Genomic DNA, 14476 nt, shown 5'->3' with positions numbered 1-14476 from the left:
ATCGGCAGAACCTCTATTCCGGAATCGGCTTGAATGCTATAATTTTTTCAATTTTTTTAGCATTGAGGTGTGTTGTGGCCGGTCATAGCAAATGGGCGAATATTAAATTCAGAAAAGGTGTTCAAGATGCCAAACGAGGTAAAATTTTTACCAAATTAATCCGTGAAATTACGGTTTCTGCTCGGATGGGCGGGGGAGACGAGTCTTCCAACCCGCGTTTGAGAGATGCGGTGATTAAGGCACTGAAAGCCAACATGAAGCGGGATACAATTGATAATGCCATTAAGCGCGGCGCCGGCGGTCTTGACGGTGACAATATGATGCAAATGCGCTATGAAGGCTATGGTCCGGGTGGTGTGGCAATTCTAGTTGATTGTCTGTCAGATAATAAAAACCGCACGGTATCAGAAGTTCGCCATGCGTTCACCAAAAATGGTGGAAATCTTGGAACTGATGGTTCCGTTGCCTATTTATTCAATAATCAGGGTGAGATTTTATTAGCTGCTGGTCAATCAGAAGATGCTGCTATGGAAGCTGCCATTGAAGCAGGGGCTGAAGATGTTTCCACAGAGGAAGGGCAGGTTGAAGTGATTACCGCTTCAGAAAACTATCATGCAGTACTGAATGCCCTGCAGAATGCTGGTTTTGAAGTTGAGCAATCAAGTTTGACTATGCGTGCGCAGACAATGATTCCCGTCGATAAAGAGACTGCAGAAACCTTAATTAAGCTTATTGACATGCTTGAAGATCTTGATGATGTGCAGGATGTCTATAGCAATGCTCAATTGCCGGACTCATTGTTTGAATGACTGTTATTCTAGGGATTGATCCCGGTTCAAGGGTTACCGGATATGGAATTGTCAGAGAAGAAAAGCGCAAGCTGGTTTATGTAGACAGTGGCTGCATTAGAACATCCGATGCTGAATTAAGCCAGAGATTGCTGGAAATCTTTAATGGTATCTGCCTCTTAATGGATAATTATACACCTGATGAAGTGGCTATAGAGCAGGTGTTCATGCATCAAAATCCTAATTCTGCTCTAAAACTGGGGCATGCCCGAGGCGTGGCTATGGTCGCCGCGGCTTCGCATCGCGTAAAGATCAGTGAGTATTCTCCCAGAGAAGTCAAGCAGGCGATTGCGGGTTATGGCGCAGCCGAAAAAGAGCAGGTTAAGCGAATGGTGGTCAGTTTATTAATGTTAAATAAAGCTCCACAAAGTGATGCGGCTGATGCGCTTGCTATAGCAATTTGTCATTGCCATAACCGGCGAACGCTCAAGGCATTGGCTTTAAGTTAATTGTTGTCTCTGAGGTTTGGACTGTGCAGACGGAGATGCTGATCGTTAATATAGAAAATCAGGAGTTATGCTTATGATTGGTTGGTTACAGGGAACGATTATCGATAAAACGCATCCCGGGCGCTTTGTAGTGAACGTCAACGGCGTTGGCTATGATGTGGAAACGTCACTTAATACATTTTTCCAACTGGAGGCTTCTGGCGGTCAAATTGCTTTGCATATTCATACCATCGTTCGTGAGGACGCTTTTCTGCTATTTGGTTTTGCCGATAAACTGGAGCGTTCACTATTCCGCGCTCTGATTAAAGTAAACGGGGTAGGGCCGAAGTTGGCAATTAATATACTTTCCAGTATTGCCCCCACCGAGTTCATCCAGACGATAATACAGCAGAATGCGGTCTTTTTAACTAAACTCCCTGGAATAGGTAAAAAGACAGCGGAGCGTTTAATCATTGAAATGAAAGACAGCATTGAAAAACTGATGGTTTCGGAATCTCTTGAAGTGCCTAAACGGGAGCAAATTGTTAGTCATCGCGAACAAGACGAAGCGATTCGCGCCCTGGAGGCTTTGGGCTACAAGTTGCAGGAAGCGACAAAAGTAGTTTCACGCCTGGATGACGGAACTAAAAGCTGCGAGCAATTAATCCGACAGGCACTGAAAGAATTGGCAGGTCGAGCCGTATTCGGCTGATACAAATGGATTAACTTAAAGGAAAAAGGACTCTGACGATTAAACCGGTACCTTCTTTAGGCGACTCCAGCTCGACTCTGGCGCCATGAAGGTCACAGATTTGTCTGACTATAGCAAGGCCAAGGCCGCTGCCTGGGCTTTTATTTCCAAGGACTCGGAAAAAGCGCTCAAAAACACGGCTCTGTAATTCTTCCGGGATACCTGGACCATTGTCAGATACTTCGAAAATAAGCTGACTATCTTTTTGAAACACTCTAACGATTACCTTGCCATTTTCCTTGCAATAGCGAATTGCATTATCAACCAGATTACGAATTAAAATTCCTATTGCTGTAGAATTACCTTCCAGAACTGGCAAGTTATCATCATGTTCAAATTCAAGTTCAATTTGTTTTTCTAATGCGCTAGGAGCGAGCATGGCCATGATTTCGCGAGCGACTTTAATCAGATTGACTTCATCGACATCATTAATACCTGTTGAGCCTGGAACCAGTTTGCTCATGGTTAAGAGCTGCTGGACAATATGAGTACTGCGATTGACGCTGGCTATGAGTTTATGCAATGCCTGATTTTTTTCATCAATATTGCTAGTATTTAATGCGACTTGCGCCTGAGCTTTTAAAGCAGCCAGAGGAGTACGCAACTCATGAGCTGCATCAGCGGCAAATCGTTTTTCGCGCTCAAAACCTTCCTGCAGACGATAAAATAGTTTATTTAATTCATCAATTACCGGCTTAATTTCTTCCGGTACCTCCTGGAGATCTACTGGCTCCAGATGGGTTGGGGCTCTATTCGCGACCTCTTGGGCAACTCTATCCAGGCTATCCAGCCCGCGTCCGATAATAATCCATATTAACAGGCCTGACAGCGGAAAGGTCAGCAGCATGATATACAGATCGTCCTGAGCGATGCGGTGTCCCAGTTCGTTGCGTGTGTCGTAACGTTCTGCAAGTACAGTGCGGATTCCGGCTTTATCATTATAAGTAGTGAAAACCCGCCATTTCTGATTCGATAAAAATCGATCGCTAAATCCATCTATTTCTGAGGTCAGGGGAATTTTGGGAGCCGTTGGTGAGTGCAGCAATAATTTACCGCCATTAGTCCATACCTGAAAATTAAACTTGTCCATGTAGTTTTTAGGCGGTAAATCATTTAAAAAACGGCGCTGATAATAATTCTCGATTTTCTCTGGAATGACCTCCAAAGCATCCTGAATCTTTGCTAAAGGACGCTGGTGCAGATCGTCTCCTAAAAGCGCCTGATAAGAAAGCGCGGATACTGCCATGAGTGTATCGAGATGCTCCTGGATATCCTTCTGGTCGAGATAATAGTTACCAATAGCAGTCAGGGTTGTTGTTATGGTAATTGCCAACAACAAATTGATTAATAGAAACTTGCGTATTGATGATTTCACAATAGCTAACTACTCTCGCTTTTATCAGTCTTTTCGGCCATGTAACCTACGCCGCGTATAGTTCGGATAAAGTTTGCATTGAGTTTTTTGCGAAGATTGTGGATATGTACTTCGAGTGCATTGCTATCCACATCCTCGTCCCAGCCATATATACTTTGCATTAATTGCTCTCGGGAGAGAACCTGGCCACTGTTTTCCAGCAGTTTTTGTAAAAGAGCAAATTCACGTCGTGGTACATTGACCATGACATCATCCACATAAACAGAGTGAGCTGCGGGATCAAGTGTAATATTACGGTATTGAAGCAGCGCGTCAGCTCGTCCCTGCGAACGCCTGACCAGGGCTCTTACTCTGGCGCTCAGCTCATTTAAGTCAAAGGGTTTGATCAAATAATCATCGGCCCCGGTATCCAGGCCTTTCACCTTGTCTTCTACCGAGTCTCTGGCTGTTAATATAATTACTGGTGTGGCATTGCCGTCATTGCGTAAGGATTGCAGAAAGCCCAGTCCTGAGAGTTTGGGTAATCCCAAGTCAAGGATGATTAACTCAAAGGACTCTGATTTCAAAGCAGCGCGAGCCGCTTCACCGTCTTTTAGCCAGTCAACCACATAACCAAACTGGGTAAGCCCTGCCTTAACCGCATCTCCAAGCAGTTCATCATCTTCTACCAATAGTAATCGCATTACAACTCCTTTATTCAAGGCAGACTCTTTCCTGAGTCACCGGAGGGTTGATCACTTACTTCTTTATCTAACAAATGCCTGGTCAGATAAAGTGCCTGAAGAAATACAAAAACCAGAGTTAAGCCTGCACCGCCAAATAATTTGAAGTTTACCCATATATCCGTACTGTAAAAATATGCAACATACAGGTTGATTGCGCCCATTATCGTGAAAAAAAAGAACCAGGCGTAATTAAGACGATACCAAATTTTAATTGGGAGTTGAACATTATTTTCCATCATACGCTGAATAAGCGGCTTGCTGGTTACGTAAGGGGAAAACAGAAAGGCCAGAGCAGTCAACCAATAAATTCCGGTAGGCTTCCATTTTATAAACCAGGGATTATGGAAAATCAAAGTGGCACCGCCAAGAACCGTTATTATAGCAAAGCTTATAACGTGCATTTTTTCAAAGCGTTGATGCCTGAGACGGTAAATAAAAACCTGCAATAAGGAGGCCACCATAGCTATTGCGGTCGCTGTGTAAATACCAAATAGCTTATAGCCAATAAAAAACAGAACAATAGGAAAAAAATCAAACAATAATTTCATAGTATTTATATGAGTTTACATAGTCTTAAGTATAACACACGATTTAAAATCAACTTGCAAGTTTTAAACATAGTATTTCGTTGTTATTTCTCGGTACAAACAGAGCAACAGTATTAAATGCTTATTCAATCAAATCGTCCCAGCGTCATCCTGAACGCAGTGAAGGATCTCCTGAATCTGGCGCCGCTCCAAGCAGTTTGAGATCCCTCGCTACGCTCTTGATGACGTGCCTGGGGAGTGGGGGAGTACTTTCCAGAATTAATGTTTTTTTGCAAACTGCCAGGGCAGCAATACAAATAATACTAAACCGCCCACTAAAAAACTTTCATAGGCAGCTACATTGCCTATAGGAATCTGACTGGGAGGAATGAAACCGATGAGCATGGCGAATAAACAACATAATGTGCCAATTCCTGCGATTATCCACATCATGATATTTCCGCCTGGAACTGTATAGGCGCGCGGTCTTTGCGGATCGCTGTAACGTAATTTAATAGCAGCTGCAAACATGAAGATGTAAACCAGCAATGCCATTTGCGCGCATAAATCGCTGAGAACCCAATAGGCTGCGTTTATTGAGTCAAAGAGAATGAAAACACTACTAAGCAGAGTAAAAATTATACCTTGGGCAATCAGTATTCTGACAGGTGCATTGTATCGATTAACTTTTGCAAAATAAGCAGGTAGGGAGCCATCTTCCGCGGAAACCAGCAATCCTTTTGTCGGACCAATAATCCAGGCTGAAACACCGCTTAATCCACCAAGAATAACCAGAATCGCAATGACCTTTGTCATCCAGGACAAGTGATAGGCATCAAAGAAAACGGCATAGGCATCAATTAACCCCGATACGACGCTTAAGCTGCCGCTTGGAACTACGATTACAATGGCGAGTGAGCCAAAAACAAGGGTGGCGAAGATCAGAATAGTGGAATACAAAATTGCTCTCGGATAGTCGCGCTGGGGATTTTTGACTTCCTCGGCATGAACTGCAGACATTTCCATACCAATTAATCCAAAGAGAACGACTGCAAAAAGCGATAAATTACTCAGCGAGCTTAAGTCAGGCAGCCAGGAATTATGAATTCCATCTGCCAGCGGACGGCCTTGGATGAGCCATACAATACCCAGGCCTATAATGCCGAGCATAGGAATAATTGTGCCAAAAATAGCGCCCAATATGCTCACAATACTGGAGAGCCGCATGCCAAAACAATTTAAAAAAGTGAATAGCCAGAAAAGGCCGATAACCGTGCTTAACAGGTAAATCTTATTATTGGCCAGCTCCGGGGAAAACAGATAGGAAAATGTAGCCGCAATAAATGCAAGAATTGTGGGATACCAGACCACATTATAAATCCATTGCAGCCAGATGGTGATAAATCCGGCACGTTTACCGAATGCCTCGCGCACCCAAACATAAAGTCCGCCAGTATTAGGATATGCAGTAGCCAGTTCAGCAGCGACCAGGGCAATGGGGATAAAGAAAGCAAAGGCGGCAAGCAGGTAATAGGAGACGAGAGAAAAACCCAGCGTAGCGCTGATGGGAAGCGTTCGTAAGCTGTCAACAGCAATCACATTAATCATAACCAGAGAAAAAATGGATAAAACTTTTTTGGGTGATTGCATTTAAAGCCCTTTTCGCAAGTAACAGCGAAATTTAGCAGTTAATATGAACAAAATCAATGAAGGCCTGTTAAATCTTAGACAGTAATTATTGTAGGTTGGGCCCTTGGCCCAACAAAAGGGGTTGAACCAGCACAGAGTTCAATGTTGGCCAAGGGCCCAACCTACAGGTAATTGCAGAACTCCCGTACTCTTATTGAGCGAGATTTCTTAACACATATTGCAGAATACCGCCATGACGGTAGTACTCCAGCTCATTGACAGTATCGATTCTGCAAAGCACTTTTACCTCTTCTTTTTTGCCATTGCTTCGCTCAATCTGCAGAGTCAGGCGGGCGGCAGGTTTCAAGGAATCATCCACCGCAATGCTAATGCGCTCATCGCCTGTTAAATGGAGTGATTTTCTGTTTGTTCCTTCCTCGAACTGCAGAGGGAGAATACCCATACCAATCAGATTGGAGCGATGAATACGTTCAAAACTTTCTGTAATGACCGCTTTTACACCCAAGAGATTGGTTCCTTTAGCCGCCCAGTCTCTTGAAGATCCTGTGCCATATTCTTTTCCGGCAATCACTACCAGCGGGTTACCATTTGCCTGATATTTCATTGAAGCATCGTAGATTGACATCGTTTCACCCGATGGAATGTAGCGGGTAACGCCGCCTTCTACTTCCGGAGTCATTTCGTTGCGGATTCTGATGTTGGCAAAAGTACCTCGCATCATGACTTCATGATTACCCCTTCTTGAACCATAGGAATTAAAATCAGCTTCACTGACGCCTTTGGATTTCAGATACAAACCTGCCGGCGAATTTGCCTTGATAGAACCTGCTGGCGAGATATGATCCGTGGTAATTGAATCGCCCAGCAAAGCCAGAACATAGGCGCTTTCGATGGACTTAATCGGTGCAGGCTGTTTGGGCAGGTTATCAAAGAATGGTGGATGCTGAATATAAGTGGAGTTTGAATCCCATTCATAAGTGGTTCCACTACTGGTTTTAATAGCTTGCCAGTGAGCATCACCCTGGAAGACTTCGGCATATTCTTTTCTAAACATGGCGCCAGTCACCTTATTAACCTCTGCAGCCACTTCCTCATTGCTTGGCCAGATATCTTTGAGATAGATTTCCTGACCGGAGGCGTCTTTACCGACAGGCTCTGTATTCAGGTCAATGCTGGTTGTGCCGGTTAAAGCATAAACCACTACCAGTGGAGGAGAGGCCAGCCAGTTTGCTCGAACCTGAGGATGTACACGGCCTTCAAAGTTACGATTTCCTGACAGTACCGAGCAGACAACAAGGTCGTTCTCACTGACGCTTTCAGCGATTGCATCTGGCAGAGGACCTGAGTTACCGATACAGGTTGTACAGCCGTAGCCCACCAGATTGAAGCCTAACTGATCAAGATAGGGCTGTAATCCGGCATGTTTCAGATAGTCAGTTACCACCTTGGAGCCTGGAGCCAGAGAAGATTTAACCCAGGGTTTACGAACCAGGCCTTTTTCAACTGCTTTTTTGGCAACTAATCCCGCCGCCATTAAGACACTTGGATTGGAGGTATTGGTGCAACTGGTGATTGCTGCAATCACCACATCACCGTGGCGTAATTTGAATGAATTGCCTTTGACCGGGAATTCTTTCTGTTTTTCGTCTGCTTTTCCAGATTGAGTAAGGAAGCTGTCAAATTCACCGGGAAGAGTAGCCAGATTGACCTTATCCTGCGGTCTTTTTGGGCCGGCCAGGGACGGCTCAACAGTTGACAGGTCAAGACTTAGCGTATCTGTAAATTCAGGATCAGCAGAGTTTTGGTCATACCACATGCCCTGTGCCTTGCAGTAGGCTTCAACCAGCTTGATACGATGTTCGTCTCGGCCAGTTAATTCAAGATAGCGCAAGGTTTCCTTGTCAACGGGAAAAAAGCCGCAGGTGGCGCCGTACTCAGGAGCCATATTGGAAATAGTCGCCCGATCAGCTAAGGGTAAAGCAGCAAGCCCTGTTCCATAGAACTCAACAAATTTGCCAACCACGCCTTTTTTACGCAGCATTTGAGTGACTGTAAGCACCAGGTCGGTTGCAGTGATACCTTCGCGCAGCTTACCTGTTAATTTAAAGCCGATCACTTCTGGAATAAGCATGGAAACCGGCTGGCCTAACATGGCTGCTTCCGCTTCAATACCGCCCACTCCCCAGCCAAGGACCCCCAATCCGTTAATCATGGTGGTATGAGAATCGGTACCTACCAGAGTGTCCGGATAAGCATAGAGATGGCCATTGTATTCGCTGGTCCAAACCGTTTTTCCCAAATACTCAAGATTGACCTGATGGCAGATCCCGGTACCAGGAGGCACCACCTGGAAATTGGCGAATGCTTTCTGTCCCCAGCGTAGAAATTCATAACGCTCTTTATTTCGCTGAATTTCTATCTCGGTGTTGATAGTCAGGGCATCGGCCGTGGCAAATTTGTCAACCATCACAGAATGGTCAATGACCAGATCGACTGGAGAAAGCGGGGAGATTTTACTGGCACTTCCGCCCATTTTTTCGAGAGCAGCCCGCATGGCTGCCAAATCGACTACAGCGGGAACACCGGTAAAGTCCTGCATCAGAACACGCGCTGGTCTATAAGCAATTTCATGCTGTGAGGTTTTAGTATTCAACCAATCGGCCAATGCTTTAATATCCTCGACAGAAACAGTAGTTCCATCCTCAAAACGGAGCAGATTTTCAAATAATACTTTTAGAGAATAGGGCAGGCGGTTAATACCTTTAAAGTGCTTGTTTTCAGCTTCTTTCAAGCTGTAATAATGGTAGGTTTTACCATCGACCTCTAATTGACTGCGAGTTGAAAGACTATCTTGTCCAACTATCATAAATCCACTCCAGAGTTCAAAAACGCTAATCATAGCCTAAAAATTCAAGCTTTTCATCGAAAACAATAAGGCTTGTACCAGGCAGATGAAAAAACTTATTTTCAAAAATAAAAGATATTTGCTATTAATAAGTAAATACCCGATGTTTATGACAACCAGGATGTCATTTATGATTAATCAGATTCCCCCAGACTCCTTTTTTATGGTATCCGATGAGATCCCTCCTCTTGAGACCAGTGGGGAAATTGAAGCTGGGCCTTCTGGTATCAGCAATTACTTTTTAGAATTAATTACTGACTACTTATCTGAAGGTACCCTCCCAGAGACAAAACCTGTTAAAAATGAGGTAAGCCTCCCGGTCGAACAAGAACTTTCTCCTGATTCAAATCCCAAAGAGGCGCTTGAATTGCCTCTTGAGAATGTATCTTCTGTGGAGACTGACAGTGAGGATGATGGTGAAGAACTGCTTGTTAATCCAGCGCTGACCTGGCTAAATGCTATTCATAATGAATCTTTGACTCTTCAGCAGTTAAAAGTCGGAGAAAAAGTCCCTGATGAAAACCTGTTGTTACAATCACCTGTTTCCGACAGATCGATTATAAATCAAATGCAAAACCCTAGCCTAAGCCCTATTGAGAACAATAGTCAGATACCGCCAAAAGAGGCGGTTGATATTGAATTTGCACCCATAGATTCAGAGGAAAAATCAGCGCAGGCAGTCGAGAGTGAGGCATCAACTAATCAAATAATCCAGGCTGAGCCAGTCAGTGAAGATCAATCGATTGATTCTCAAAAAAACCTGAATGCTGATATAAAAGAAACTCTTGTGAGAGTAATTAAACCAGATTTTGCGCTTTCTCATTCAGAAAGTAAAACATCAGTGAGTGCAGCGAACAGGTTTGAGATTTCGGCCGAAGTAAATGAAAGCAGCTGGCAAGAGGATTTCAGTACACGCGTCACATGGTTAGGGCAGCATAAGATTAATCAGGCCATACTCAAGCTGAATCCCCTGGAGCTTGGACCGGTAGAAGTTAAAATTCATTTATCAGAGGATTCGGCAAAAATAGATATCAGCACTCATAGTCTCCAGGTGCAGGACTTAATTGAGCAATCGATTCCGAGATTAAGGGAAATGCTGATGAGTCAGGGCGTACAGCTGTCCGAAGTGAATATTGAAACCGGAGATCGACGCTCGCGCCCGCAGAATACTCCCCAGCCCGATGAGACTTTTTTTCAACACCAGGAAGAAGAGGGCAGTGTTGTAACGAGACAGACGAAAGGGATTGTTGATTATTTTGCCTGATTTTGTAGCGCCTGCGTACCGGGGTTTGTCCGTGTTATTCACGTTGAGCAGTACGCAGGCGAAGGTCAGAGGAAGGGCTGGTCCAGGCTAACAACGTCTGACGCATTTTATAACTTGCCCATTCCACTGATTAATCAGACAGGTCTGGCGGCAATGGCCATATGGGCGCCATCCTGACCAATAATTTCGATAATAGTGTTTAGGATAATAGGTTCGGTTATAATAGCGGGGGCCATAGTAGATGTAGCCAGGGCCATAATAATTTCCGGGGTATCGATACCAGTGTCCTCCATAATAGTAAGCGAGTTGTTGTCCTGCCAGAGTAGTTTGTGGGTTATTGGGAGTTGTTTGGGCTTGTACAGATTGAATTGATCCAAAAGTCATTAATAAAACTAACAGGGTAGGCAGCATTTTCCTTATCCTTGCAATATAATGATTCATTTTTCACTCCCTAAATCACATGGTGCCATTAAAATTATAGCCCCGTTGGTAATTTCTTGCCTGATGTATTCAGCTAAACACTAAATCGAGCTTTATATGAAAATTTTTGACGCGATAGAGAAAAATGAATTCCTGGAAAACTATTGGCAAAAAAAACCATTCATTTTTCGTCAGGCCTTTGGCCAATTTGACAGTCCTCTCAGTGGGGACGAGTTAGCCGGACTAGCGATGGAGGAGGAGATTGAAAGCCGTCTGGTCTGGCAGACACCAGGGAAGACACCGAACTGGCATTTAAAAAGAGGACCATTTTCCGCTGGTGAGTTTAAAAAACTGCCGGCTTCTCATTGGACCTTATTGGTCCAGGCCGTCGATCGATTTGTTCCAGAGGTAACAAAATTATTGGACGCCTTTAATTTTTTACCCCAATGGCGGGTCGATGACGTCATGATTAGTTATGCGACAGAGCATGGCGGGGTGGGTCCGCATTATGATAATTATGATGTGTTTCTGCTTCAGGCCAAGGGGCGCAGGCGATGGCTGTTAACGACTCAAAACTGTCAACCCGATAATTATCTGCCCAACCTTGAACTGCGTATAATGAGCCAGTTCGAAGTGGAAGATGAATATATTCTGGAAGAGGGAGATATGCTATATCTTCCGCCACATGTCGCTCATAATGGTATATCGCTTTCAAAAGAATGTATGACCTATTCATTTGGCTATCGAAGTTATCCGGCGAGAGAGTTATGGGATAGTTTCAGTCAACATTGCTGGGATGCTCCGATTTTTTCGCAATTATATAAAGATCCCATCTGGTCAACATTGAAAAACAGCGCTGAAATCCCACAGCAAGCTGTAGATCAAGCCAGGAATCTCCTAAAGAAACTGATTGATGACAATGAAGCTTTCAGCTCGTGGTTTGGTGAGTTTGTTACGGGCCTGGATGAGCAGGCAGAGGCTTTTTTGCCCTGTGAAAAGCAAAAGAAAAAAGCGAAACTGTCCAATTATTTAAAAAAATCAGGAGAGCTTGCTCGAAATCCCTTCAGCCGCTTTGCTTATTACGAAAACCCTGATCTTGAATTATTTATTAATGGCGAGCGCTGGAATATTCAGGATGTTTCAGCAGAGTTGGTTAAACTGATTGCCAGTCAGCGGATTATTTCTACTAGTCAATTATCAGATTATTCCGGGAATAGCCGGGATATCTCTTTTCTAAATAGTCTATGGGATATGGGTTTACTGGAGCCGGTTTAAAGGCACAGGTTTTGCATCTTGAGGATTACTGGCTTGTTTTATCAAGGATATCCATGAACATTAAGTCTATTGTTGCGGCTATGTTTCTATTGTTCAGCTCTAATCTTTTAGCTGCCGGGAAAGAAATTGCAATAACGATTGATGACTTGCCTTTTGTAGGCTCCGCTAATAATGATCCAAAGAAATTGCAGCGAGAGCATGATCGGTTTATGGCCATTTTACAGGCCCTGGTTGATCATAAGGTGCCGGCAACCGGTTTTATTATTGCCGGTAGTATTGAAAAGGGTCAATGGGAACTTCTGGAGGAGTTTCGTAATCAGGGATTTCAATTAGGAAATCACACTTATTCCCATCGAAGCCTGAACAGTGTGACACCTGAAAAATACATTGAAGATGTTAATAAGGCAGATGAGATTCTGTCACGGATTATGACCAGCCCTAAGTATTTTCGATACCCTTATCTTGCCGAAAGCAAGGGAGAAAAACGGGAAAAGGTGTATCAATTTCTGGCCGAGAAGAACTATACCATTGCTCCGGTGACTATCGACAGCAAGGATTTCATATTTAATAATCAGCTTTTCGCAATCCCCTATCGTCTGCGCCCGCAAAGTTTGCCTGCGCTGAAAAAAAGATATTTGAATTACATCTGGGGGCAGACTCTGAAAGCGGAAGCACGCTCCAATAAGCTTCACCCGGGAACCAGCAAGCAAATATTACTTATCCATGCCAACCTGATTAATAGCCATTTTTTAGGAGATATTATTGATATGTATCAGAAAAACGGCTATCGAATTGTGAGTCTCAACGAAATTATTAATCAGGAAAATATGCCCGTTGCAGGCGAGGTGAGTGGGGTAGTGAGGAGTTTGTTTAAGCAGCAATGATTTATGGCTATGTTATTTTGAGGGAACTTAAGAACCCCTCTCTCTAACTCTCTCCCCTGAGGGGCGAGAGGACTATTAAGAAAATCCCCTCTCCCAAGTTGGGAGAGGGCTAGGGTGAGGGTTGATTTTACCCCCTAGATCAATCAAATTGCTTTGGCAATTTCCCCGCAGCCTGTCGAGGTAAAAATAACCAATAATGCCCCGGGTTTTTCATTAGGCCCGCGGTGTAAGTTGCTTCCTCTCCCTCTCCCCAGAACACATCACCACGCACCTGGCCGCGAATGGCACCGCCTGTATCCTGAGCAATCATAAGACGCTGGAATGATTGCGGTGTTGAATCATTGGGAGTGGGACGTGATGTATCTAGCCACAGGGGAGTTCCCAGAGGGATCCATTTCCGATCGACAGCAAGAGAGTAACCTGGCGTGAGTTGCACTCCCTGGGCACCCATCGCGGCGCTGTCCTTCAGTTTCTTGAAAAAAACAAAGGATTTATTTTGATTGGTAATCGCTAGTATTTCATCTGGATGAGATTCCAAATAAGCACGAATGCTTTGCATCGAAGCATTTTCCTTAGTCAGAACTCCTTTTTCTATCAACACACGACCCACCGGGGTGTAAGAGGCGCCGTTCTCTCCTGCATATCCCAGAAAGACAGTTTCGCCGTTTGGCAGTTTGACTATTCCAGAACCTTGAATTTCCAGGTAGAGGCGATCAATATGGCTATCCACCCAGAGCAACACCGGCGCGTTCTCTTTCAGTACACCCTTATTAATTTCCTTACGTACATGAAAAGGGAGAAGTTTGCCCTTCACTACACGGCCAACGAGTCGACGATTAATCCCGTTATAACCAAAGTCGGCCGGATTAACTGTCACAATATTGTCAGGAAGCCCATAGATAGGCACATTAAACTCATCTGTTTTAGCCAGGCTGCCGTGCAACAAGGGTAAATAATAACCGGTAAATAGCCCTTCAACGGATTTTTCCTGATAAAATTCATAAGGCTTAAACCATTTTTTGAAAAATGATCGCGCTTGTTTTTCTGAAATCAGGGATTTATGTTCTGCTGCTTTACAGGCTGGCAGCCAATCCTTGACTTTCAGAGGAATCTGACTGCTCCCGGCATCAGCAAGCGGATCCTGTTTCAAAAAAGTTTTGCAGGATTTCTGAAAAGCTATGAATGATTTTTTTATTTTTGTTTCTTTCCAGCCTGGCAACTGGCTAAAAAGAGCAGGTTTAAGCTGAAGTGGGGGGGGTAATGGAAGAACGGGTTCAGTTTGAGTCACTGCTGGCGGTATAATTTGAGGTTCAGGATCTTTCGACCAGAACTTGAAAATCAGGATTGCTGATAAACAGACGCACAACAAAATAAGAGAATAAATTAGTCTTTTCATGCTTTGAGCAAACAATATTCTAACTGGA

The 14476-nt window shown here is 44.1% G+C and carries 13 protein-coding genes; 6 read left to right on the top strand and 7 right to left on the bottom strand.

The genetic code is table 11. The features are described from left to right. The first annotated feature begins 74 nt into the window (after window positions 1-74). From LXA66_RS02885 to ruvA, 3 genes are all read left to right on the top strand, one after another. On the top strand, window positions 75-809 hold the full coding sequence (locus LXA66_RS02885; RefSeq protein ID WP_112218478.1) for a YebC/PmpR family DNA-binding transcriptional regulator: 735 nt from the start codon (window positions 75-77) through the stop codon (window positions 807-809). Further along, a complete protein-coding gene (gene ruvC, locus LXA66_RS02880; RefSeq protein ID WP_133140874.1) occupies window positions 806-1297 on the top strand; it encodes a crossover junction endodeoxyribonuclease RuvC in 492 nt (163 codons plus the stop codon). The genes LXA66_RS02885 and ruvC overlap by 4 nt, the downstream gene beginning before the upstream one ends. Window positions 1298-1370: 73 nt before the next feature. Next, window positions 1371-1988, top strand: coding sequence for a Holliday junction branch migration protein RuvA (ruvA, locus tag LXA66_RS02875; RefSeq protein WP_233011834.1), 618 nt, complete (start codon window positions 1371-1373; stop codon window positions 1986-1988). Between the two features lie 10 nt (window positions 1989-1998). On the opposite strand, the gene LXA66_RS02870 is transcribed toward ruvA, so the two are convergent. From LXA66_RS02870 to acnA, 5 genes are all read right to left on the bottom strand, one after another. Then, window positions 1999-3402: an ATP-binding protein gene (locus LXA66_RS02870; RefSeq protein ID WP_233011833.1), complete on the bottom strand. Its 1404-nt coding sequence runs from the start codon at window positions 3400-3402 to the stop codon at window positions 1999-2001. A gap of 5 nt (window positions 3403-3407) precedes the next feature. Continuing rightward, entirely contained in the window at window positions 3408-4085 is a 678-nt protein-coding gene (locus LXA66_RS02865) for a response regulator (protein WP_058507485.1), read from the bottom strand. Between the two features lie 14 nt (window positions 4086-4099). Continuing rightward, window positions 4100-4675 (bottom strand): septation protein A, encoded by a 576-nt coding sequence (locus LXA66_RS02860; protein WP_233011832.1) that lies wholly within the window; start codon window positions 4673-4675, stop codon window positions 4100-4102. Between the two features lie 258 nt (window positions 4676-4933). After that, window positions 4934-6304 (bottom strand): amino acid permease, encoded by a 1371-nt coding sequence (locus LXA66_RS02855; RefSeq protein ID WP_233011831.1) that lies wholly within the window; start codon window positions 6302-6304, stop codon window positions 4934-4936. Window positions 6305-6494: 190 nt separating this feature from the next. Beyond that, entirely contained in the window at window positions 6495-9170 is a 2676-nt protein-coding gene (gene acnA / locus LXA66_RS02850) for an aconitate hydratase AcnA (RefSeq protein ID WP_233011830.1), read from the bottom strand. Between the two features lie 169 nt (window positions 9171-9339). Here acnA and LXA66_RS02845 point away from each other — a divergent pair, with 169 nt between their 5' ends. Then, complete coding sequence (locus tag LXA66_RS02845; RefSeq protein ID WP_233011829.1) at window positions 9340-10473, top strand: flagellar hook-length control protein FliK; 1134 nt, start codon at window positions 9340-9342, stop codon at window positions 10471-10473. Window positions 10474-10560: 87 nt separating this feature from the next. On the opposite strand, the gene LXA66_RS02840 is transcribed toward LXA66_RS02845, so the two are convergent. Continuing rightward, window positions 10561-10914: a hypothetical protein gene (locus LXA66_RS02840; RefSeq protein WP_233011828.1), complete on the bottom strand. Its 354-nt coding sequence runs from the start codon at window positions 10912-10914 to the stop codon at window positions 10561-10563. Window positions 10915-11010: 96 nt separating this feature from the next. On the opposite strand from LXA66_RS02840, the gene LXA66_RS02835 reads away from it, so the two are divergent. Together LXA66_RS02835 and LXA66_RS02830 are read left to right on the top strand one after the other, a co-directional pair. Next, window positions 11011-12168 (top strand): cupin domain-containing protein, encoded by a 1158-nt coding sequence (locus tag LXA66_RS02835; protein WP_233011827.1) that lies wholly within the window; start codon window positions 11011-11013, stop codon window positions 12166-12168. Window positions 12169-12221: 53 nt separating this feature from the next. Continuing rightward, window positions 12222-13052, top strand: coding sequence for a polysaccharide deacetylase family protein (locus LXA66_RS02830; protein ID WP_233011826.1), 831 nt, complete (start codon window positions 12222-12224; stop codon window positions 13050-13052). A gap of 139 nt (window positions 13053-13191) precedes the next feature. Here the strand turns inward: LXA66_RS02830 and LXA66_RS02825 are convergent, their stop codons facing one another. After that, entirely contained in the window at window positions 13192-14448 is a 1257-nt protein-coding gene (locus LXA66_RS02825; RefSeq protein ID WP_233011825.1) for a murein transglycosylase A, read from the bottom strand. Window positions 14449-14476: the final 28 nt, after the last annotated feature.

This window comes from Legionella sp. 16cNR16C (assembly GCF_021297775.1).
GTDB classification, from domain to species: Bacteria; Pseudomonadota; Gammaproteobacteria; order Legionellales; family Legionellaceae; genus Legionella_C; species Legionella_C quinlivanii_A.
The sequence above is the reverse complement of the archived record's forward strand: the minus strand, read 5'-3'. Positions and strand labels throughout refer to the sequence as shown.